The organism is Clostridium sp. TJA032 (genome assembly GCF_058310275.1).
In genome coordinates this window covers 1,213,370-1,234,680 of sequence record NZ_JBZEFB010000001.1, presented here as the reverse complement: position 1 = coordinate 1,234,680, position 21,311 = coordinate 1,213,370, and the positions used below count along the sequence as shown (strand labels likewise).

Sequence of the window (21,311 nt, the reverse complement as noted above, 5' to 3'; positions counted from 1 at the left end):
TTTACAGAGGGGGATAACCATGAAATCAAAATTAGGTAGCTTCATATTATTTATTATCTCCATAGCAATAATAAGTTTTTTAGCTCTAGCAGGGTTTAAAGGATTTACTTTAGGGGACTATCACTTTAAAACGTTTAATGAGGTTATAACTAAAGGGTTAGATTTACAAGGTGGAGTTTCTGTTCTTATGGAAATCCAAAGTAATGATGTAACTCCAGAACAATTAAACACAACAAAGGAACTTTTATCTCTAAGAGTTAATAAAGTAGGAGTTTCAGAAACAACAGTAACAACAGAGGGAAAAAATAGAATAAGAATTGATATTCCAGGGCAATATGATTCACAATCTATAGTAAATTCTCTTCAACAAACAGGAGAGTTAACCTTTGTAGGTCCAGAAGATAATGTTATCTTAACAGGAAAAGATGTAGCAAAATCAAGTGTCTACATAGATTCACAAACTGGAAAACCTGTTATAAAATTAGAGCTTAATAAAGAAGGTAAAGAAAAATTTGCAGAAGCAACAGAAAAGTATAAAGGTCAAAAGATTGCTATAAAAATGGATAATGAAACATTAACAGATCCAGTAGTAAGTGACATAATTTCTAATGGTGAAGCAATTATACAAGGAAATAGCTCAATTGAAGAAGCAGAAAGAATATCAGGAATTATAAATGCAGGAGCTTTACCAGTGCCTGTTAAAGCAGTTTCAGTAGAAACTGTAGGAGCTCAATTAGGAGCAAATGCTCTTCCAAATGCAATGAAAGCAGGAGCTATAGGAATAGGTATAATATTTATCTTTATGATACTATACTATAGAGTTCCAGGATTTATTTCTTGTATGTCATTAAGTGTTTATGTTTTATTAGTTCTTTATATATTCACTTTAGTTGGCGTAACTCTTACACTACCAGGTATAGCAGCATTCTTATTAACAGTAGGTATGGCTGTAGATGCCAATGTACTTATATTTGAAAGAATTAAAGAGGAAATTAGAAATGGTAGAAGCATAAAATCAGCTATGAAAACAGGATTTAGTAATGCTTTAAGATCAATAATGGACTCTAACGTTACAACTTTAATAGCTGGTTTAGTTTTATACTTCTTTGGTTCAGGTCCTGTTAAAGGATTTGCATTAACTTTACTAATAGGTATTGCAGTAAGTATGTTTACAGCTATAGTAATGACAAGATTCTTTATGAATTTAGCATTTAACATGGGTATATTAAACAAGCCTTCAATGTTTGGACGTATAAAAGGAGGTAGACATAATGCTTAAAATAGTAGAAAAGAAAAAAATATGGTTTACTATATCTATTCTTATAATTGTTGTAGGTTTAGGATTTATGTTTACTAAGGGTATGAATTTTGGTATAGACTTTAAAGGCGGAACTCAAGTTGTAATAAACATGGGAGAGAATTTTAATAAGACCGATGTTGATAAAATAGTTCATGAATATTCAAAAGATGCAGTAACAAATCAAGTAAATGAATCTGAACTTCAAATAAAGGCTAGTAATTTAAATACAGAGGAAGTAAATGAGATATTTAATGCACTTAAAGAAAAGTATAATTTAAAAGATGATGCTTTAGTATCTCAAAATGAAATTGGTGCATCTGTAGGAAAAGATTTAACAAGAAGTGCAATAATAGCTTTAACTATTGCAGTAATTGGTATGCTTATATATGTAATTATAAGATTTAAATTTTCCTTTGGTGTTGCAGCAATAATTGCTTTAATACATGACGTTTTAATAACTATAAGTGTATATGCTATCTTTGGAATTTCAATAAATACTCCATTTATAGCAGCAATACTTACAATAGTAGGATATTCAATAAATGATACCATAGTTATTTTTGATAGAATAAGAGAAAATACTAAAAAACTTAGAGGTAAGTCTGTTGAGGAAATAGCTGATATAAGTATAACTCAAACTATGTCAAGGTCTATAAATACAACACTTACAACTTTAATAACTATAGTTTGTGTTTATATATTTGTTCCTACAGTTAGAGATTTTGCTTTCCCATTAATTATAGGTATAGCATCAGGGGCATGTTCATCAATATTCATAGCAAGCCCAATTTGGTGCATGATAACTAATAGACAAAAAAAGAAAAAAGCAAAAAATAGATAATAGTATAAAAATGCTAAAAATTCTTTGGATTTTTAGCATTTTTTTATTTATACTTTAAAAATACATGTATTTGTCAAAAAAAAGATAAAATCTAATAAAAATAATCAATGTATACGTATTTATTTGAAAAGTATTTGTCAAAAAGGTAATTTTAAATTATAATATACTTGTTTTCTTAATTTTATGGAGGAGTTAAATTATGCAGAAGGCTTGGAAAAACATATATTGCACTAATTACATATCTGGGTATAGTCCCTTTAACATTAAAAATATGAATAAAGCAATAGAGAGACTAGCGTCTGCAATTAACAATAGAGAAAAGATAGTCATATATGGTGGATGTGATTTAGATTCCATATGTGCAATATCTTCCCTAATGCTTATATTAAAATATTTAAATGCTGATGTTGAATATTGTGTAAGTAAGGAGCATGAAGAAAAAAAGTACGATATAGATAAAGATACCTTAAAAGAAGATATTGCTTTTTTAGGTGCACAACTTTTAATTACAGTAGGCTGTGGACTTAAAGATAAGGAAGTTGAAAATCTAGCAAAAAACCTTTGCATAGATTTGATAATTATGGAAAATAAAAGGACAAAATGTATATATGACTCAATTTATATAAATCCAAGTGAAGAAAAATGTTCATATAGATATAAGGATTTGACTAATTCGGGAGTAACTTTTAAATTAATGCAAGCTATTGCTATATACTATAACATGAAGAGAATCAATAAGTATTTAGATTTAATACTTATAGGAAGTGTTTCTAAAAATGTTAGAAACAAAGGAGAAAATGGCATAATATTAAAAGAAGGAATTCAATATTTAAGATATACTAATAGTATAGGATTAAATGCTATTAAGAGTTTTTTTAATATTAGTGATATAAACATAGAGAGTATTAATAAAATAGTAAATGAAATAACTCCAAGAGAAGGGGCAATTAGCAAAAAGGATAATGCTAAGATAATTGTGGAGCTATTAACTACTAATGATAAGGACAGAGCGGAGCAAATAACTAAATATATTTATAATGAAAAGATAAGATAGTAATTAAAATTTATATATATTTATTGATTTTGGAGGCAAAGTAATGAGTTTAAAGGATAAAATAAGAGTTATAGAAGATTTCCCTAAAAAAGGAATAAGTTTTAAAGACATAACTACTTTAATTGCAGATGGAGAAGGTTTAAGAGAGTCAGTTAATGAAATGGCAGAGTTTTTTAAGGATAAAAACATTGATGTTGTTGTAGGACCAGAAGCTAGAGGATTTATATTTGGTGTTCCTGTAGCATATGCTTTAGGTGTTGGATTTATTCCAGTTAGAAAACCTGGTAAACTTCCAGCAGAAACTGTAAGAGTAGAGTATGATTTAGAGTATGGAAAAGATGCATTAGAAATACACAAAGATGCTATAAAGCCAGGAATGAGAGTTGCTATAGTTGATGACCTTTTAGCAACTGGTGGAACAATAGCTGCTGTTGCTAAATTAGTAGAGCAAGCTGGAGGAGAAGTAGCTGGATTAGCATTTACTATTGAATTAACAGAATTAAAAGGAAGAGATAAATTAAAAGGATATGAAGTTAAATCTTTAGTTGATTATGAAGTTTAATTTATTTTCTCTTAAAATTTTATAAGAGTTTAAAATGGCTGGTTTATTGACCAGCCATTAATTTTATTGGTTTATTTTATTTTTTTGTTATATAATAATATAATATATTAAAAGAAATTTTAAGTAGGGGAGAATAATCCAGTATGTTAGAAGAACTAATTTCTAAAATAAAAGCTAATGGTAATAATGTTGATATAGATTTAGTTAAAAAAGCATATGATTTAGCTTTTGAAGCACACAAAGAACAAAAGAGAGAATCAGGAGAGCCTTATATTATACATCCTGTTAGTGTGGCTATGATTTTAGCTGATATGGGAATGGATACAAACACTATAGTTGCTGGGCTTCTTCATGATGTTATAGAGGATACGGATTATACTTATGAAGATATAAGTAAGATTTTTAATGTTGAGATAGCTAATTTAGTTGATGGTGTTACTAAGCTTGGTAAAATAAAGTATAAAAGCAAAGAAGAACAGCAGGCTGATAATGTAAGAAAAATGCTTTTAGCAATGGCTAAAGACATAAGGGTAATAATTATAAAATTAGCAGATAGACTTCATAATATGAGAACCCTTAAGTATATGAAGCCAGAGAAACAAAAGAAAAAGGCTCAAGAAACTTTAGATATATTTGCACCTCTAGCTCATAGACTAGGTATATCTAAAATAAAATGGGAATTAGAAGATTTGTGTCTAAGATATATTCATCCTGAGGAGTATTACGATTTAGTTAATATGATTGCAGAAAAAAGGGTGGAGAGAGAAAAGTTTATTTCTCGTATAATTGAAGAACTAAAAGAAAATTTAAATAAAGCTAATATAGATAGTGATATAGAAGGACGACCAAAACACTTTTATAGTATTTATAGAAAAATGGTAAACAAAAATAAAAGTATAGAACAAATATTTGATTTAACTGCCATAAGAATTTTAGTAAATACTGTAAAGGATTGTTATGCTGCCTTAGGAATAGTACACACTATTTATAAGCCAATACCAGGTAGATTTAAAGATTACATAGCAATGCCAAAGCCTAATATGTATCAATCTTTACATACAACAGTAATAGGAAGTGAAGGAAAAACCTTTGAAATTCAAATAAGAACCTTTGAAATGCATAGAACAGCTGAATACGGTATAGCAGCTCATTGGAAATATAAAAATGGTGTAAATAGTACTGATTCAAAGGATATGACCTTTGAAAATAAATTAACTTGGCTTAGAGATATACTTGAGTGGCAAAAGGAAGCTGTAGATGCGACTGAGTTTATGGAAGGATTTAAGCTTGATTTATTTTCAGATGAGATATTTGTTTTTACTCCTAAGGGAGTTGTTATAAATTTACCAGCAGGTGCAACACCTATAGACTTTGCATATAAGATTCATACTGATATAGGTAATAAATGTGTAGGTGCTAAGGTTAATGGGAAGATAGTAACTTTAGATTATAAACTTAAAACTGGAGAAATAGTTGAAATTTTAACATCATCTTCTTCTAGAGGACCTAATATAGATTGGCTTAACATTGCAAACAGTAATCAAGCTAGAAGTAAAATTAAGCAATGGCTTAGAAAGGCTAGAAGAGAGGAAAATTTAGAAAGAGGTAAAGAAATTTTAGATAAGGAATGTAAAAAACAATCCTTAGTTTTTTCAGACCTTTGTAAAGGCACTTTATATGAAAAGTTATTAAAAAGGTATCATTTAAATAATATTGAAGAGATATACGTTGCTGTAGGTGAAGGGGAGTTATTATCCTCTACTGTAATATCAAAACTTAAAGAAAATGTAGTAAAAGAAGTTACAGAGGAAGAATTAAATAAAAATATTGAAGACCAAATAGCTAAGACAGAAAGACAAAGAAAGAAAAAACAAATTTATGGAGTAACTGTAAAGGGACTAAATAATATAATGGTTAGGTTTGCAAGGTGTTGTAATCCTGTTCCTGGAGATGAAATAGCAGGTTACATAACTAAAGGAAGAGGTGTCTCTGTTCATAGAAAGGATTGTTCTAACTTTAAAGCAATAGTTGAAAAGCAAAAAGAAAAGATTGTAGATGTTACCTGGGGTAGTGAAAAAGGTGCTGCATATGTTGCTGAACTTGAGGTTAAGGCAGAAGATAGAATGTGCTTACTATCTGATGTTATGTTAGTTATAACAGATTCAAACTTAAGTTTAATTTCTTTAAATGCTAAGTCAGGAAAAAATTCTATAGCTCATATAAATATTCAAGTTAAGATTGATAGCATAGAGCAATTAAAAGATTTAATGAAAAAAATAAGAAGACTTCAAGGAATAATAGATGTTTATAGAGTAAATAAATAAAAGGGGGATTAAAAGGTGAGAGTTGTTGTTCAAAGAGTTAATAAATCTTCCGTTAAGGTTGATGAAGAAATAGTTGGAAGTATAAATAAAGGCTTTAATGTGCTAGTTGGAATTGGGAAAGATGATACTTTAGAAGATTTAAAATATATGAAAGATAAAATTTTAAATTTAAGAGTTTTTGAAGACGAAAATGATAAGTTGAATTTATCTTTAAAGGATGTTAAGGGAGAGCTTCTTTTAATATCACAGTTTACTCTTTATGGAGACTGTAGAAAGGGAAGAAGACCAAATTTTATGAATGCCTTAGGAGGAGAGGAAGCAAAAACTCTTTTTGATAACTTTGTAGCTATGTGTAAAGAAGAAGGCGTAAAGGTTGAAACTGGAGTATTTGGAGCTCATATGGTAGTTGATATAGAAAATGATGGACCAGTAACTTTAATTTTAGATAGTAAAAAGAATTTCTAAAGAAATATTACTATTTTTCAAATAAAGCATTATAATAAATATAGGCTTTATAAATAAAGTTAAACATTGAAGTTTTTTATAGGAGTTTAGCTTAATAAGTTAAACTCCTATAATTTGGTTAAAAATATAAATTAAACTTTATTTTTAGGAGGGATTTATGTGTTAATAAAAACAATACCAGTAGGAATGTATCAAGCTAATTCCTATATTATTATGGATGAAGAAACAAAGGATTGTATAGTTGTAGACCCAGGCGAAGAAGCTTTAAAAATAGAAAATGCAATAGAAAATTTAGAAGCAAAACCAAAGATGATTTTATTAACTCATGGACATTTTGATCATGTAGGTGCTGTTAAGGCTCTTTCAGAAAAATATGATATACCTTTTTATATAAGTAAAAATGATGCTGATATGATAGAAAAGAAGGTTGATGTTTTTGGAACTATTCCTAAAACTTATAGATATATAAAAGATGGTGAAGTTTTAGATTTTTCAAAAAATTATAAGGTTAAGTGTATAGAAACACCAGGACATACTCCAGGAGGATTATGCTTTTTAATAGACAATTGTTTATTTACAGGAGATACTTTATTTAGAGAATCTATTGGAAGAAGTGATTTTGTTGGAGGAAATCTAAGTAGTCTTCTTAAGAGTATAAAAGAAAAATTACTTCCTTTAGGTGATGATATAGTAGTTTATCCAGGTCATGGACCAAGTACTACAATTAAACATGAAAAAGAAAGAAATCCATTTTTAGCAGGAGATTTTTATGTATATTAAAATATATCTTAATGACTTAAAGTATAGATATGATGTTTATCAAATGTTTAATATATTCTATACCTTTAAGGAATTAAAATTTGTAAAGAAAGATGAGGAAAGAGATTATGATGTCCTTATAGAAAAGGATAAGCTGAATATATCAGATAAAAATAATAGCTTTTCATATAAATTTAAAGAAGGATATGGTTTTAAGACAGAACTTAAAAAAGGAATATTTAAGTTTTTATCAGAAGCTCTTAAGGATGAATATCCATGGGGGACCTTAGTTGGTATAAGACCAAGTAAAATAGCTTTATCTTTGATAAGAGAAGGTAAATCTGAAGAAGAAATAATAAAATATTTTGAGGAAAATTATCTAGCTAAGGAAGAAAAAGCTAAACTTTGCATAGAGGTTGCTGAAAGAGAAGAAAGTTTTGTAAATAAGGATGAAAAAAACATAAGTATATATGTTGGTATGCCATTTTGTCCTACAAGATGTCTTTATTGTTCCTTTGCTGCAAATCCTATAGCAGGTTGTAAAAAAGAAGTTAATCCATATTTAGAAGCTTTAAGTAGCGAAATTTCAGCTATAAGTAATTACGTTTTAGATAAAGGTTTAAACATAGAAACAGTTTATTTTGGAGGGGGTACTCCAACTTCAGTAGATAATGAACAATTTGAAGTTTTAATGAAACATATTTATGAGAGTTTTGTTAAGAATAAAGGAATAAAAGAGTTTACTGTTGAATGTGGTAGACCTGATTCAATAACTGAAGAAAAATTAAAAACTATGAAAAGATATGAGGTATCTAGAATTTCTATAAATCCTCAAAGTATGAACGATAAAACCTTAAAATCTATAGGTAGAGGTCATTTAACAGAGGATGTAGTGGATAAATTTAATTTGGCAAGAAGCTTAGACTTTGATAACATAAATATGGATATTATAATAGGACTTCCAAATGAAGATATAAAAGAGGTTAAAAAAACTTGTCTAATGATAAAAAATCTTGAGCCAGATAGTTTAACTATTCATGGAATGTCAATTAAAAGAGCATCAAAGCTTCATGAAAATTTAGTTTTACATAATACTATAACTATAGCAGAGCAAAAAAATCTTAATAAGATGTATGAAATGAGTAAAAACTTAGGAAGAGAGTTAAATATGCATCCGTATTATATGTATAGACAAAAAAATATGGTTGGTAATATGGAAAATGTAGGATATTCAAAGGAGCATAAAGAGTGTATATATAATATACAAATGATTGAAGATAAGCAAACAATAATTGCATTAGGAGCAGATGCAGTTTCTAAGGTTGTATTTTTAAAAGAGGGTAAAAACCGTATAGAAAGATTTGCAAATGTTAAAGATGTAAAAGAATATATAAAAAGAATAGATGAAATGGTTGAAGGTAAAATTAAATTACTTGATACCTTATATAAATAAAAAATTTAATAATATGTAGGAGGAGTTTTTATGGCGATACAAGCTCAAAAGGGTACAAAAGATATGTTACCTAATGACGCTTATAAATGGCATTATATAGAAGAAAAATTAAGAAAAATATCAGCTGAATATGGAATTAGAGAGATTAGAACTCCTATGTTTGAAGCAACTGAACTTTTTAAAAGAGGTGTTGGAGAAACAACTGATGTTGTTCAAAAGGAAATGTATACTTTTGAAGATAAAGGTGGAAGAAGCATAACTCTTAAGCCAGAGGGAACAGCACCAGCTGTTAGAGCATTTATTGAAAATAGTTTATATGCAGATGCTCAACCAACAAAAATGTTCTATTTTACTCCATGTTTTAGATATGAGAAAATGCAAAAAGGAAGATTAAGAGAATTTCATCAATATGGAATAGAAGTATTTGGTTCTCAAGAAGCTTCTATTGATGCAGAAATATTATCTTTAGTAATGAGAGTTTTAACAGAGGATTTTGAAATAAAAGGATTAAGCTTAAACATAAATAGTTTAGGATGTCCAAAATGTAGAGCAAAATTTAATGAGGCTTTAAAGCAGTATTTAAAAGAAAACTACGATAATCTTTGTGAAACTTGTAAAACAAGATTTGAAAAAAATCCTATGAGAATAATAGATTGCAAAGAAAAAAGATGTAAGGAAATTGTTAAAGAAGCTCCTTCAATATTAGATTACATCTGTGATGAGTGTAGTGAACACTTTAGTAAGTTAAAAGCTTACTTAGATGTTATGGGAATAGAATATAACATAGACCCACAAATAGTAAGAGGATTAGATTACTATAGCAAAACTGTTTTTGAAGTTATAAAAAATGGATTAACAGTTTGTGGTGGAGGAAGATATGACTACTTAGTAGAAGAAATAGATGGTCCTAAAACTCCAGCTATGGGATTTGGTTTAGGTTTAGAAAGACTTCTTTTAATATTAGATGAAGAGGGAATAGAAATACCAGAACCTGTTAGATGTGAAGTTTATATTGGTTCAATGGGAGATAAGGCTAAACTTGAAGCAATGAAATTAGCATTTAATCTTAGAAAAGCTGGAATAAAAGCTGAAATAGACCATTTAGGAAAAAGTGTTAAGGCTCAAATGAAATATGCAAATAAAATAGGGGCTAAATACACTTTTGTTATAGGAGACTCTGAAATAGAGGAAAATAAAATTAAAATTAAGAGAATGAGCGATGGAGAACAATTCGAAGTCGGCTTAGATATAAATGAAATAGTAAATATAGTTAAATATTAGACAGGAGGAGAATTAAAATGGGTGAAGCTTTAAATGGATTAAAGCGTAACATTATGTGTGGCGACGCTAGAGAAAGCCATATTGGACAAAAAGTAACCGTAATGGGTTGGGTTCAAAGAAATAGAAATCTTGGAGGTCTTCAATTTATAGACTTAAGAGATAGAGAAGGAATTTTACAGGTTGTATTTAATGATGATTTAGGAGAAGAAATCCTAGAGAAAGCAAAATCAATAAGACCTGAATATTGTATTGCTGTAACAGGTGAAATAGTTAAGAGAGAGTCAGTAAATCCAAATATGCCAACTGGTATGGTGGAGTTAAAGGCTGAGGAATTAAAGATTTTATCTGAATCAGATACTCCTCCAATATATATAAAAGAAGATTTAGATGCTGCTGAGAGTATTAGATTAAAGTATAGATACTTAGATTTAAGAAGACCAGATATGCAAAATATCTTTAAAATAAGACATAAAACAACTAAGGCAATAAGAGATTATTTAGACCAAAATGGTTTCTTAGAAATGGAAACACCAATACTTACAAAATCAACACCAGAAGGAGCTAGAGATTATCTTGTTCCATCTAGAAATTATCCAGGAATGTTTTATGCACTACCTCAATCACCACAATTATTTAAACAATTATTAATGGTATCAGGTTTTGATAGATATTTCCAAATAGTTAAATGTTTTAGAGATGAGGACTTAAGAGCTAATAGACAACCAGAGTTTACTCAAGTTGATTTAGAAATGTCTTTTGTTGAACAAGATGATGTTATGGCTTTAAATGAAGGTTTAATAAAACATGTATTTAAAGAAGTTATAGGAGTTGATGTGAAAACACCTATAAAGAGAATGACATTTAAAGAAGCTATGGGAAAATACGGTTCAGACAAACCAGATTTAAGATTTGGAATGGAAATTACAAACTTAAGCGATGTTGTTAAGGATTGTGGATTTAAAGTATTTACAGATGCTGTAGCTAATGGAGGTTCTGTTAGAGGTTTATGCCTAGAAGGTGGAGCTTCTATGGGAAGAAAAGATATTGATAGACTAGGAGAGTTTGTTAAAACTTTTAAGGCTAAAGGCTTAGCATGGATTCAATTAAAAGAAGAAGGAGTTAAATCACCAATAGCTAAATTCTTTAGTGAAGAAGAATTAAATAAAATAATTGAAACAATGGGAGCTAAAACAGGAGATTTAATCCTTATAGTTGCTGATAAGAATTCAGTTGTTTTAAAAGCTTTAGGAGAATTAAGATTAGAGCTTTCAAGAAAATTTGATTTAGTTAAGGATAAAAATGAATTTAACTTTACATGGATAACAGAATTTGACCTTCTTGAGTATGATGAAGAAGAAGGAAGATACTTTGCAGCTCACCATCCATTTACAATGCCAATGGATGAGGATATACAATACTTAGATACTGACCCAGGAAGAGTTAGAGCTAAGGCTTATGATTTAGTATTAAATGGAGAAGAATTAGGTGGAGGTTCTATAAGAATACATGATACAAAACTTCAAGAAAAAATGTTTGAAGTTTTAGGCTTTACTCAAGAATCAGCTTGGGAAAGATTTGGATTCTTATTAGAGGCATTTAAGTTTGGACCACCACCACATGGTGGATTAGCTTTCGGTTTAGATAGAATGATAATGTTCTTAGCAGGAACTGAAAATATAAAAGATGTTATAACATTCCCTAAAAACCAAAATGCATTCTGTTATCTTACTGAAGCACCTAATATAGTAGATGAAGAACAATTAAAAGAATTAGGAATTGAAACAATAAAGAAAGAAGATAATGCACAATAATTTTTAAGCAATCTAAATTGAGATGTTAAAATAAATTTTCAATTAGCGTGAGTTCTTTTTACTCACGCTAATTTTAATAAATTTATACTTAAATTAATAGTTTTTTATATTTAAAAAATTATTAAAAGTAATCTTAATTATTAGATTGCTATTTTTTATTGACTTTTAAGAATAATTTAAGGTATATTAAATTATTAATATGAAATAATAATATAAATAGAAAATATTATATATTAGACTACAATAAATGGTATGAGGTGTAAGTTTTGAATGATAATGAAGCTTTAAGAAAAGATATACTTGTAAGATTAAGAAAGATAGAGGGTCAAGTAAAAGGCATTCAAGGAATGGTAGAGAAGGATGTCTGTTGTAGAGATGTTTTAACACAAATTTCAGCTATAAGAGCTGCTATAAATAAGGTTGGTGTGCTTCTTATAGAAAACTATGCAAGAAACTGTATGGGCATAGGAGAAGAAGATAAAGATGAATTAGCAGGATTAGAGCAACTTATGAAAACATTAAATAGTTTTATAAAATAATAGACCACCTTTGTGGTCTATTTTTTTTCATCAAAATTTATATCTTTTTTGTTTTTTAGCTTTTTAAAAAGTAAAATGTTTTTAGGATTTAAAGAAGCATGTGTGTATTGTTTTTTTCTATTTGTAATTAATCTAGTTATAGTAGATACAAATAAAACTCCTAAAGCTAAAGCACCAGAGGAAGAAATAGTCATTATAGCTTGATTCCAAGTAGACATAGCATCTCCTTTTATAGCTTCATACATTGTATTATACATTCCACCACCAGGAACTAAGGGAATTAAAGCACATACTACTAAAGTAGTAACAGGAGTTTTTAAAATTCTTGCATATATTTCTGAATATGCACTAAAGGCAATAGCAGAAAAAAACATTGATAATACAACATTTAATCCACAATATAATCCTACCTTATAAACTAACCAGCCTAAAGCACCACCTATTCCAGCAAAAAATAAATTTTTACCATGTATATTAAATAAAACTCCAAAGGCTATAGTAGCTATAAAGGTAGCTAAAACTTCTTTTATTAAAACCATTTAAATTCCACCTCCAAAGTAAATCCAAATACTCATAACCATACCAGTACCTACAGCTATTGAAATAGCAACTAAAAAAGCTTCAGCAGCTCTTATAAGTCCTGAAATTAAATCACCAGCTATGGTATCTCTTATAGCATTTGTAATTGATAAACCAGGAACTAAAAGCATTATACTACCTATTATCATAGTATCTAAATTGCTACCTATACCAAGGTTATAGGCTATTAAAGATAAAAGAGCAGCTATAGCACCACCTAGAGTATTTATAAAAAAAGTATTTATACCTAGTTCACCAGCTTTAAAGGTGGCAAGCTTTACAAACATACCTACAAAAAAAGAAACTAAACAATCCTCTATAGTACCTCCTAATATAGTTGTAAAACCAGCAGCTCCAATAGCTGAAAATATTAGGGTTGTCTTAAAATCGTATTTAGGACAATTTTCATTTATATCTATTAATTTTTCTAAAACTTCATCAAGGGAATATTTTTCAGTATATAATTTTCTTGAAAGTTCATTAACTAAATGTATTTTTTGAAGGTCTACTGTTCTGTTAGTTACTCTTTTTACTAATGTTGTAGTGTAATTATTTTCATCATATATAGAAACTATAATTCCCGTTGGAGTAACAAAACTTTCAGCGTATCTAACGCCATAAGCAGCACAAATTCTACAGATAGTTTCTTCAACTCTATAAGTCTCACCGCCACTTTCAAGAATTATTCTTCCAGCAAAAGTTGCAATATGTAAAACTTTGTTAAAATCCATATTATTATCTCCTATGTAAATTTATAACCAATATAGTAATTATAACATAGTAAAACTTAAAATAAGTTACTGAAAATAATTAAATTCAATTAAAATATAAAAAATTATTATAGTTGATAAAAAGAATTAATAAATTTATAATAAGTAATATAAATTTTAAGTTTGGGGTGAAATATTAATGAATTTTGATAACCTAAAAAGAGAAGATGAGCAGATTGAAAAGCTTATTGAAAAAGAAAAAGAAAGACAAGAAAATAGTATAGAACTTATAGCTTCAGAAAACTTTGTTAGTAAAGCTGTTATGGAAGCTATGGGTTCATATTTAACAAATAAATATGCAGAGGGATATCCTTCAAAAAGATATTATGGAGGATGTCATGTAGTAGATGAGGTTGAAGATTTAGCTAGAGAAAGAGTAAAAAAATTATTTGGGGCTGAACATGCTAATGTGCAACCACATTCAGGTTCACAAGCTAATATGGCTGTTTATTTTTCAATTTTAGAGCCAGGTGACACTGTTTTAGGCATGGATTTAAGTCATGGAGGACACTTAACTCATGGCTCACCAGTTAATTTTTCTGGAAGATTATTTAACTTTATTTCCTATGGTGTTGATAAAGAAACAGAAACAATAAATTATGAAACTGTAAGAGAGTTAGCTCTTAAAAATAAACCAAAGTTAATAGTTGCAGGGGCTAGTGCATACTCAAGAATTATAGATTTTAAAACTTTAAGAGAGATTGCAGATGAGGTAGGAGCATATTTAATGGTTGATATAGCACATATTGCAGGTCTTGTAGCTGCAGGATTACATCCATCACCTGTTCCTTATGCTGACTTTGTTACATCAACAACTCACAAAACTTTAAGAGGACCAAGAGGAGGATTAATACTTTGTAAGGAAAAATATGCAAAGGTATTAGATAAGAATATATTCCCAGGAATACAAGGAGGTCCTTTAATGCATATAATAGCTGCTAAAGCTGTTTGTTTTAAGGAGGCTTTAGAACCAAGTTTTAAAGAATATATGAAACAAGTTGTTAAGAATGCAAAAGTTTTAGCAGAAACCTTAGAATCCTATGGATTTAAGTTAGTTTCAAAGGGAACTGACAATCATTTAATATTAGTTGATTTAAGTAACAAGGATATAACAGGAAAAGATGCTGAAATACTTTTAGACAGTATAGGAATAACTTTAAATAAAAATACTGTTCCAAATGAAACAAGAAGTCCTTTTGTAACTAGTGGAGTTAGAATAGGAACTCCTGCCGTAACAACTAGAGGCTTTAAAGAAGAAGAAATGAAAGAAATAGCTTCAATAATAAATGATGCTATTAAATGCAAGGATTTAGATTTAGAACCATTAAAAGAGAGAGTAAAGAATTTATGTAATAAATATCCTCTTTATAAGTAAAGAATAATTTTAAAATCTTTAAATATTAATATTTAAGGTCATGTTACAATTAAATTTTGTAGCATGACTTTAATTTTTTTAAAATAACATTAAAGGGAAGAATTTAAAATAAGGTATTTTTTAATAGAGCTTATATTGTTAAAATAATAATATTAATAATTGAAAGAGGTGAGAGTTCAAGGGGAGTTTTTCCTTTGAGAAAGCTTATGAAATTTATAGATTTTCATTGTGATACTGCATCTAGAATGCTTAAAGACAATAAAAAACTTTTTGAAAATAATTTAAAAGTTGATATAAAAAAATTAAAAAAGGGAGGTGCCTTAGCACAATTTTTTGCTTTGTTCATAAATAAAGATTGGAATGTTAACACCTATTCTTATTGCAAGGAAATGTTGAAGAATTTAAAAGAAGAAATAGATAAAAATTCAAAGGATATTATGCTATGTAGAAATATAAATGATTTAAATATTGCTGAAAAGGAAAAGAAGATAGGAGCTTTTATAACTATTGAAGAGGGAGATGCAATTAAGGGAGATATTGAAAAATTAAAAGAATTTAAGAAAGAAGGTGTGTCTTTAATAACATTAACTTGGAATCATATAAATGACTTAGGATACCCTAATTATGAATTTCAATATAAAGATAAGGGTCTTACTAAAAAAGGTATAGAGGTTGTTTATGAAATGAATAATTTAGGAATGTTAATAGATGTTTCTCATCTTTCAGATAAAGGTTTTTATGATGTAATAAATTATTCTAAAAAACCTATTATAGCTTCTCATTCAAATAGTAGAGAAAAGACAAGGCATAGTAGAAATTTAACTGATGATATGATTAAAGCTCTAGCTAATAAGGGAGGAGTTTTAGGAATTAATTTTTGCAATGCATTTTTAAAAGAGGAATGGGAAGAAGAATTTGAGATAGCTACTATAAAAAATATGATTAGACATATAAAACATATAAAAAATATTGGAGGAGTAGATGTTATCTCTTTAGGTTCTGATTTTGATGGCATAGAAAATGAAGTTGAAATAACAGATTCTAGTAAAATGAATTTATTATTAGAGGCTTTGCATAGTGAAGGATTTAAGGAGAATGAAATAGAGAAAATATACTATAAAAATGCAAAGAGGATAATAGGAGATGTTTTAATTTAAAATATTGATACTAATTTATAAAAAATTAAACTTATAAAGAAAAGGATGAAATATTAATGGATAAGAGTTTACTTGGAAAAATAGCCTATATAACAGGAGCTTCGAAGGGAATAGGAAAAGGCATAGCTATAGAATTTGGAAAAGCTGGAGCCTTTGTTTTAATAGGTTATAATAGTGATTTAAAAGGAGCAAAGGAAACCTTAGAGATTATTAAATCTTTAGGAGGAACAGGAGAGGTTTTAGGAGGAGATATAGGAAATAGACTTCATAGAGAGAATATAATAAATTTTATTAAAGATAAATTTGGAAAACTAGATATATTAGTAAATAATGCAGGTATATCAAAGATTGGATTATTTATGGATTCTACTGATGAAGATATTGATAGTATTATGAATATAAATTTAATAGGCGCTATGAAGCTTACAAGAGATGCTATGGATTTATTAAGAGCAGGAGGTAATTCTTCAATTATAAACATATCTTCTATATGGGGAAATGTTGGAGCTTCCTGTGAAGTTTTATATTCAATTACTAAGGGAGGAATTAATTTGTTTACTAAGGCCTTATCAAAGGAAGTTGCTCCTTGGGGAATAAGAGTTAATTGCATAGCACCAGGGGTTATAAACACAGAGATGAATTCATGGCTTACTAAAGAAGAAAAGGAAGAATTAGAGGAAGAAATACCTATGGGTAGATTTGGAGAGGTCTTTGAAATTGGAAAGATTGCAAAATTTTTAGCTTCTGAAGATTCATCTTATTTAACAGGACAAATTTTAACTGTAGATGGTGGAATGCTTTAAAAATATAATTATAAAAAAAGAAGAGAAAAACTCTTCTTTTTTTATAATTTAAAAAGGTTATATTTCTTCTAAATTATCAATTTCCTTAGATTTTTCTAAGGTGAAGAAAAATTTAACACCATTTTCTGTGTTCATAACTCCAAATTCACTTTCATGAGCTTGAAGTAGATTTTTAACTATAGATAAGCCAAGACCAGTACTTCTAGTACCCCTATTTCTTGAACTATCTCCTCTATAAAATTGGTTCCAAATTTTATTTATATCTGAATCGGGAATATGAGCTCCTGTGTTTTCAATAGAGAAATATACCTTATCATCATCAAGAGGTTTTATATCTATTATAATTTTACTATTAGGTTCAGAATATTTAATAGCATTAGTTACAAAGTTAGTTATTACTTGTTCAATTTTAAAATCATCTCCTTTTACATAAAGGTCTTCACTAGGAGAGTAATTTTTTACTATGGTTAAATTATTTTTGTTTATATCTACAGAGTTTTTTACTAGGACTTCTTCAGTAAGGTCATTTAAGGAAAAATCAATTATATGAAGGTCTATTTTCCCAGATTCTAACTTTGAAAGTTCTAGCATATCCATAACTAATTTATTCATTTTTTCTGCTTCATCTATTATTATATCTAGATAAATTTCTTGATCTTTATGGTCTACTATTCCATCTTTTATGCCCTCTGCATAACCAGATATTATACCAATTGGAGTTTTAAGTTCATGAGAAGCACCAGCTATAAAATCTTTTCTAAGCTTTTCTAATTCTCTCTCTTTTTCTATATCTTCTTCTAATTTTTTATTTTTAATTTTTAAATCATCTAAAGCATTAGAAAGATTTTTTGAGAGGAAGTTTAAAGTTTTAGCTAGGTTACCTATTTCATCTTCTCTATCTATATCACATTTTTCAGAAAAGTCCATAGCACTCATTTTCTTAGCTGAGTTATTTAATTTTACTAGAGGCTTTGAAATTAAATTTGAAAATACATAAGACAAAATAAGACCAATAACTATTACTATAAGAATTATGTATTTGTAAAAATCTTTTATTAAAGCACTAGCTTCTTCAATAGCTTGAAAAGAGGTTATGGCTATAATTATTGAGTCATTTTTAGAATTAAGAGAAAAAGGAACCATATAAACAATATATTTAGTAGAATATTTTCTACTATTAAATTCTGTTGTTACCCCAGAATTTGAATTTAATAAGGTCTTTGCAAAATCTGGATCACTATAAAGTTCGTTAAAAATATCGTTTAATAAATCTACTGCTTCCGAATTTTTATTATTTGGGTCAGGGACATATTTTGGGGTGCTATCTATAGAGTAAATTCCTATTTTAGCGTTGTTTTCCAGTTCAAAAAGACTTAAAGCTCTATATAGAGAATCTGTATTTTTTATGTCATAAGAATATAGAGCTCTAAATTTTAAAACAGCACTACTTAAATCACTACTTTTTCTTTTATAATAAAATTCTTGGAAAAAAGTAATCTGAAATATCATAGTAAACAAGGTTAAAAATATTATTATACCGAAGGTTATTATAAATAGTCTTTTAGAAATACTTTTTTTCACTATTTCACCTCGAATTTATATCCGCTACCTCGTACTGTAGCTATATAATTAGCCTTATCTAGTAATTTTTCTCTAAGTCTTTTAATATTTGTATCTACTGTTCTTATGTCTCCAAAGTAGTCATATCCCCAAACATTATCTAATATTTTATCTCTTGATAAGGCTATACCTTCATTAGAAGATAAATATATAAGAAGGTCATATTCTTTAGGAGAAAGAAGAAGTTCTTCACCATTTAATTTAACTTCATGGGAAAGTTTATTTATTGTTAATCCATTAAAATCTAATATATTCTTATCATTTAAGTTTCCAGTTCTTTTTAAAAGAGCCTTTGCCTTAGCTAATAAAACTTTAGGACTGAAAGGTTTTGTCATATAGTCATCAGCTCCAAGTTCATATCCTAAAAGTTTATCCTCCTCTTGGCTCTTAGCGGTTAAAAGTATTATTGGTGTATTAGATACTTCCCTTATATTTCTACAAACAGCAAGACCATCTAATTTTGGCATCATTATATCTAATATGACTAAATCAACTATATTTTCAGAAAATATCCTAAGTGCCTCTTCACCATCTGAGGCCTCTAATACATTAAAGCCTTCTTTTTTAAAATAATCTCTTACGAGAAATCTTATTCTTATTTCGTCTTCTACAATAAGTACTGTTTTATTCATATAACCACCAACCTTTAAAAAATATTGTTTTAACTTACTTAATATTATACAATGAAAATTAAGGTTTATATAAATAATTTTAGGGGAGTTTTTAATGAAAAGATGGACATTTGATGAAAATACCATAATTTTACCTAATGGGTTAAAAGTTATAACGATAAAAAAAGATACAAGATTGGCTTCTATAAACGTTGGAATTAATATAGGTTCTTTATACGAAGAAGAAAAAGAACTAGGAATGAGTCATTTTGTAGAACATATGCTTTTTAAGGGAACTAAAAAAAGAAGTAACGAAAAATTAAATAAAGAATTAGAATTTTTAGGTGGAGATTATAATGCCTATACAGATTATATATCAACAGTTTATAGTATTACATGTTTAGATGAAGAATTTGAAAAGGGAATTGAGTTATTAAGTGATATGATTTTAAATTCCTCTTTTGATGAAAAGGAAATGAAAAAAGAAAAAGGTGTTGTTTTATCAGAAATAAAAAGTGATAAAGATGACATTGAAGATTTAAGTTTAAGTAGAACACATGAATATGCTTTTACTAAGTCATCTCTTAAAAATTCTATTGCAGGTACGGAAGAACATGTTAAGGGCTTTAAAAGAAAACAGGTTTATGATTTTTATAAAAAATATTATACTCCTGATAATTGTGTAATTGTAACTGTAAGTGCCTTTAGTCATGAACAAATGCAAAAAATAATAACAGATTTATTTGGAAAGTGGGAAGGAAAAGCACATAAAAAGGCTAAAATAATAAGAGAGGAAAATAAGGAGTTAATAAAAACAACTTATAAATCTCAAATAGAACAAGGAACTGTAACTTATCTTTATGCTTTTAAAGAGGTAGATGAAGAAGATAAACTTCCTTTAAAAATTTTAAGTTATAAGTTAGCTGAAAGTTCTAACTCTATATTATTTAGAGAGCTTAGAGAAGAAAGAGGGTTAGCTTATGATGTGTATAGTCAAATGGATTTAGATGAAAATGTAAATACTATGAATATTTTCACATCAGTTAGAGAAGAATCAATAGGTGAAGTAATTGACATAATAAATAAAGCTATATTAGATATAAAAAATAAGAATATAAACTTTGATGAAGAAATGCTTTCTATGATGAAAAAAACTCACAAAACAGGGGTTGTATCTACCTTAGAAGATTGTAGTAGCCTTTGTAGTTATGTACTAGTTCAAAGCTTAGCAGGAAAAGATATAACAGAGTTTATAAATAGCATGGAAAAATTAGAAGTCTTAACTGGAGAAGATATATATAGAGTTTGCAATAAGTATTTAAATAAGCCTACTATACATATATTAAAACCAATGGAGTAGATGAAATGGGAAAAATAACTAGTATAGAAGTTCAAAAGAAAAATTTAAATAGAGTAAATGTTTATGTAGATGATAATTTTGCTTTTGCTTGTGATGCAGAGCTTATATATAAGCAAGGATTAAAAAAGGATTCTTTAATAGATATTAAAAAGGTAGAAGAAATTGTAGAGGAAGATGAATTTATAAAGTGTAAAAATTCAGCCTTAAGAACTGTTGAAAAAACTTATAAAACTGAAAAGGAAATAAGTGAAAAACTTTTTGAAAAAGGATTCGAAGAAAATACTATTAAAAGAGTAATAGATTTTTTAAAAGAATATAATCTTTTAAATGATGAGAAATATGCAGAAATGTATATAAAAGATAGACTTAGAAGTCAAGGGAAAAATAAGATAAAATATGCGCTTATAAGAAAAGGAATTAATGATGAGATAATTTTAGATAAATTATCTAAAATAGATTCTGAGTGCGAGAGAGATACTGCCTTTAATTTAGCAGAAAAAAAATATAATATACTAAAGAAAAAAGAAAGTGATAAATATAAATTATCTCAAAAATTATTTAGATTTCTTTTATCTAAGGGATACGATTATGATTGTTGTAATAGTATAGTTAGAAAGCTTGTAAATAATGAATATATGGAGTAGGTG

General features: G+C 28.0%; 20 protein-coding genes. 16 read left to right on the top strand and 4 right to left on the bottom strand.

The window, feature by feature from the left end; all coding sequences use genetic code 11:
- Window positions 1-19 precede the first annotated feature (19 nt).
- From secD to AC4FRL_RS05685, 11 genes are all read left to right on the top strand, one after another.
- A complete protein-coding gene (gene secD, locus AC4FRL_RS05735) occupies window positions 20-1,279 on the top strand; it encodes a protein translocase subunit SecD (RefSeq protein ID WP_491139246.1) in 1,260 nt (419 codons plus the stop codon).
- Window positions 1,272-2,141 carry a protein translocase subunit SecF gene (gene secF, locus AC4FRL_RS05730; protein ID WP_491139245.1) on the top strand — a complete coding sequence of 290 codons (870 nt, stop codon included), beginning with the start codon at window positions 1,272-1,274 and terminating at the stop codon, window positions 2,139-2,141. Before secD ends, secF begins: the two co-directional genes overlap by 8 nt.
- 199 nt (window positions 2,142-2,340) lie before the next feature.
- Complete coding sequence (locus tag AC4FRL_RS05725) at window positions 2,341-3,195, top strand: DHH family phosphoesterase (RefSeq protein ID WP_491139244.1); 855 nt, start codon at window positions 2,341-2,343, stop codon at window positions 3,193-3,195.
- Window positions 3,196-3,238: 43 nt separating this feature from the next.
- Window positions 3,239-3,757: an adenine phosphoribosyltransferase gene (locus tag AC4FRL_RS05720; RefSeq protein ID WP_491139243.1), complete on the top strand. Its 519-nt coding sequence runs from the start codon at window positions 3,239-3,241 to the stop codon at window positions 3,755-3,757.
- A gap of 143 nt (window positions 3,758-3,900) precedes the next feature.
- The gene (locus AC4FRL_RS05715) at window positions 3,901-6,081 is read left to right on the top strand and encodes a RelA/SpoT family protein (RefSeq protein ID WP_491139242.1); all 2,181 of its coding nucleotides are present in this window, start codon (window positions 3,901-3,903) and stop codon (window positions 6,079-6,081) included.
- A gap of 15 nt (window positions 6,082-6,096) precedes the next feature.
- Complete coding sequence (gene dtd, locus AC4FRL_RS05710) at window positions 6,097-6,546, top strand: D-aminoacyl-tRNA deacylase (RefSeq protein ID WP_491139241.1); 450 nt, start codon at window positions 6,097-6,099, stop codon at window positions 6,544-6,546.
- 159 nt (window positions 6,547-6,705) lie between these two features.
- On the top strand, window positions 6,706-7,326 hold the full coding sequence (locus AC4FRL_RS05705) for an MBL fold metallo-hydrolase (protein ID WP_491139240.1): 621 nt from the start codon (window positions 6,706-6,708) through the stop codon (window positions 7,324-7,326).
- A complete protein-coding gene (locus tag AC4FRL_RS05700) occupies window positions 7,316-8,758 on the top strand; it encodes a coproporphyrinogen III oxidase (protein ID WP_491139239.1) in 1,443 nt (480 codons plus the stop codon). The genes AC4FRL_RS05705 and AC4FRL_RS05700 overlap by 11 nt, the downstream gene beginning before the upstream one ends.
- 30 nt (window positions 8,759-8,788) lie before the next feature.
- Window positions 8,789-10,039, top strand: coding sequence for a histidine--tRNA ligase (hisS, locus tag AC4FRL_RS05695; RefSeq protein ID WP_491139238.1), 1,251 nt, complete (start codon window positions 8,789-8,791; stop codon window positions 10,037-10,039).
- A 17-nt stretch (window positions 10,040-10,056) separates the two neighbouring features.
- Window positions 10,057-11,850, top strand: a complete 1,794-nt coding sequence (gene aspS / locus AC4FRL_RS05690) for an aspartate--tRNA ligase (RefSeq protein WP_491139237.1) — start codon at window positions 10,057-10,059, stop codon at window positions 11,848-11,850.
- Window positions 11,851-12,116: 266 nt separating this feature from the next.
- Entirely contained in the window at window positions 12,117-12,389 is a 273-nt protein-coding gene (locus AC4FRL_RS05685; RefSeq protein ID WP_491139236.1) for a metal-sensitive transcriptional regulator, read from the top strand.
- A gap of 17 nt (window positions 12,390-12,406) precedes the next feature.
- Here the strand turns inward: AC4FRL_RS05685 and AC4FRL_RS05680 are convergent, their stop codons facing one another.
- A complete protein-coding gene (locus tag AC4FRL_RS05680) occupies window positions 12,407-12,928 on the bottom strand; it encodes a threonine/serine exporter family protein (protein WP_491139235.1) in 522 nt (173 codons plus the stop codon).
- The gene (locus tag AC4FRL_RS05675; RefSeq protein ID WP_491139234.1) at window positions 12,929-13,699 is read right to left on the bottom strand and encodes a threonine/serine exporter family protein; all 771 of its coding nucleotides are present in this window, start codon (window positions 13,697-13,699) and stop codon (window positions 12,929-12,931) included. It lies immediately after the preceding gene.
- A gap of 178 nt (window positions 13,700-13,877) precedes the next feature.
- On the opposite strand from AC4FRL_RS05675, the gene glyA reads away from it, so the two are divergent.
- From glyA to ymfI, 3 genes are all read left to right on the top strand, one after another.
- The gene (glyA, locus tag AC4FRL_RS05670; protein ID WP_491139233.1) at window positions 13,878-15,113 is read left to right on the top strand and encodes a serine hydroxymethyltransferase; all 1,236 of its coding nucleotides are present in this window, start codon (window positions 13,878-13,880) and stop codon (window positions 15,111-15,113) included.
- A gap of 194 nt (window positions 15,114-15,307) precedes the next feature.
- A complete protein-coding gene (locus tag AC4FRL_RS05665) occupies window positions 15,308-16,270 on the top strand; it encodes a dipeptidase (protein WP_491139232.1) in 963 nt (320 codons plus the stop codon).
- A gap of 56 nt (window positions 16,271-16,326) precedes the next feature.
- A complete protein-coding gene (ymfI, locus tag AC4FRL_RS05660) occupies window positions 16,327-17,073 on the top strand; it encodes an elongation factor P 5-aminopentanone reductase (RefSeq protein WP_491139231.1) in 747 nt (248 codons plus the stop codon).
- A gap of 57 nt (window positions 17,074-17,130) precedes the next feature.
- Here the strand turns inward: ymfI and AC4FRL_RS05655 are convergent, their stop codons facing one another.
- Together AC4FRL_RS05655 and AC4FRL_RS05650 are read right to left on the bottom strand one after the other, a co-directional pair.
- The gene (locus AC4FRL_RS05655; RefSeq protein WP_491139230.1) at window positions 17,131-18,654 is read right to left on the bottom strand and encodes a HAMP domain-containing sensor histidine kinase; all 1,524 of its coding nucleotides are present in this window, start codon (window positions 18,652-18,654) and stop codon (window positions 17,131-17,133) included.
- Window positions 18,654-19,325, bottom strand: coding sequence for a response regulator transcription factor (locus AC4FRL_RS05650; protein ID WP_491139229.1), 672 nt, complete (start codon window positions 19,323-19,325; stop codon window positions 18,654-18,656). Before AC4FRL_RS05650 ends, AC4FRL_RS05655 begins: the two co-directional genes overlap by 1 nt.
- Window positions 19,326-19,419: 94 nt before the next feature.
- On the opposite strand from AC4FRL_RS05650, the gene AC4FRL_RS05645 reads away from it, so the two are divergent.
- Together AC4FRL_RS05645 and recX are read left to right on the top strand one after the other, a co-directional pair.
- On the top strand, window positions 19,420-20,664 hold the full coding sequence (locus AC4FRL_RS05645; RefSeq protein ID WP_491139228.1) for a M16 family metallopeptidase: 1,245 nt from the start codon (window positions 19,420-19,422) through the stop codon (window positions 20,662-20,664).
- Window positions 20,665-20,669: 5 nt separating this feature from the next.
- Entirely contained in the window at window positions 20,670-21,308 is a 639-nt protein-coding gene (recX, locus tag AC4FRL_RS05640) for a recombination regulator RecX (protein WP_491139227.1), read from the top strand.
- Window positions 21,309-21,311 lie beyond the last annotated feature (3 nt).

Bases quoted from the DNA above. Each gene is read 5' to 3' on its own strand.
- AC4FRL_RS05700 (WP_491139239.1), top strand. From the start codon at position 7,316: ATGTATATTAAAATATATCTTAATGACTTAAAGTATAGATATGATGTT.
- AC4FRL_RS05650 (WP_491139229.1), bottom strand. From the start codon at position 19,325: ATGAATAAAACAGTACTTATTGTAGAAGACGAAATAAGAATAAGATTT.
- secF (WP_491139245.1), top strand. From the start codon at position 1,272: ATGCTTAAAATAGTAGAAAAGAAAAAAATATGGTTTACTATATCTATT.
- hisS (WP_491139238.1), top strand. From the start codon at position 8,789: ATGGCGATACAAGCTCAAAAGGGTACAAAAGATATGTTACCTAATGAC.
- recX (WP_491139227.1), top strand. From the start codon at position 20,670: ATGGGAAAAATAACTAGTATAGAAGTTCAAAAGAAAAATTTAAATAGA.
- glyA (WP_491139233.1), top strand. From the start codon at position 13,878: ATGAATTTTGATAACCTAAAAAGAGAAGATGAGCAGATTGAAAAGCTT.
- AC4FRL_RS05675 (WP_491139234.1), bottom strand. From the start codon at position 13,699: ATGGATTTTAACAAAGTTTTACATATTGCAACTTTTGCTGGAAGAATA.
- ymfI (WP_491139231.1), top strand. From the start codon at position 16,327: ATGGATAAGAGTTTACTTGGAAAAATAGCCTATATAACAGGAGCTTCG.
- secD (WP_491139246.1), top strand. From the start codon at position 20: ATGAAATCAAAATTAGGTAGCTTCATATTATTTATTATCTCCATAGCA.
- AC4FRL_RS05720 (WP_491139243.1), top strand. From the start codon at position 3,239: ATGAGTTTAAAGGATAAAATAAGAGTTATAGAAGATTTCCCTAAAAAA.
- AC4FRL_RS05645 (WP_491139228.1), top strand. From the start codon at position 19,420: ATGAAAAGATGGACATTTGATGAAAATACCATAATTTTACCTAATGGG.
- AC4FRL_RS05680 (WP_491139235.1), bottom strand. From the start codon at position 12,928: ATGGTTTTAATAAAAGAAGTTTTAGCTACCTTTATAGCTACTATAGCC.
- aspS (WP_491139237.1), top strand. From the start codon at position 10,057: ATGGGTGAAGCTTTAAATGGATTAAAGCGTAACATTATGTGTGGCGAC.
- AC4FRL_RS05725 (WP_491139244.1), top strand. From the start codon at position 2,341: ATGCAGAAGGCTTGGAAAAACATATATTGCACTAATTACATATCTGGG.
- AC4FRL_RS05715 (WP_491139242.1), top strand. From the start codon at position 3,901: ATGTTAGAAGAACTAATTTCTAAAATAAAAGCTAATGGTAATAATGTT.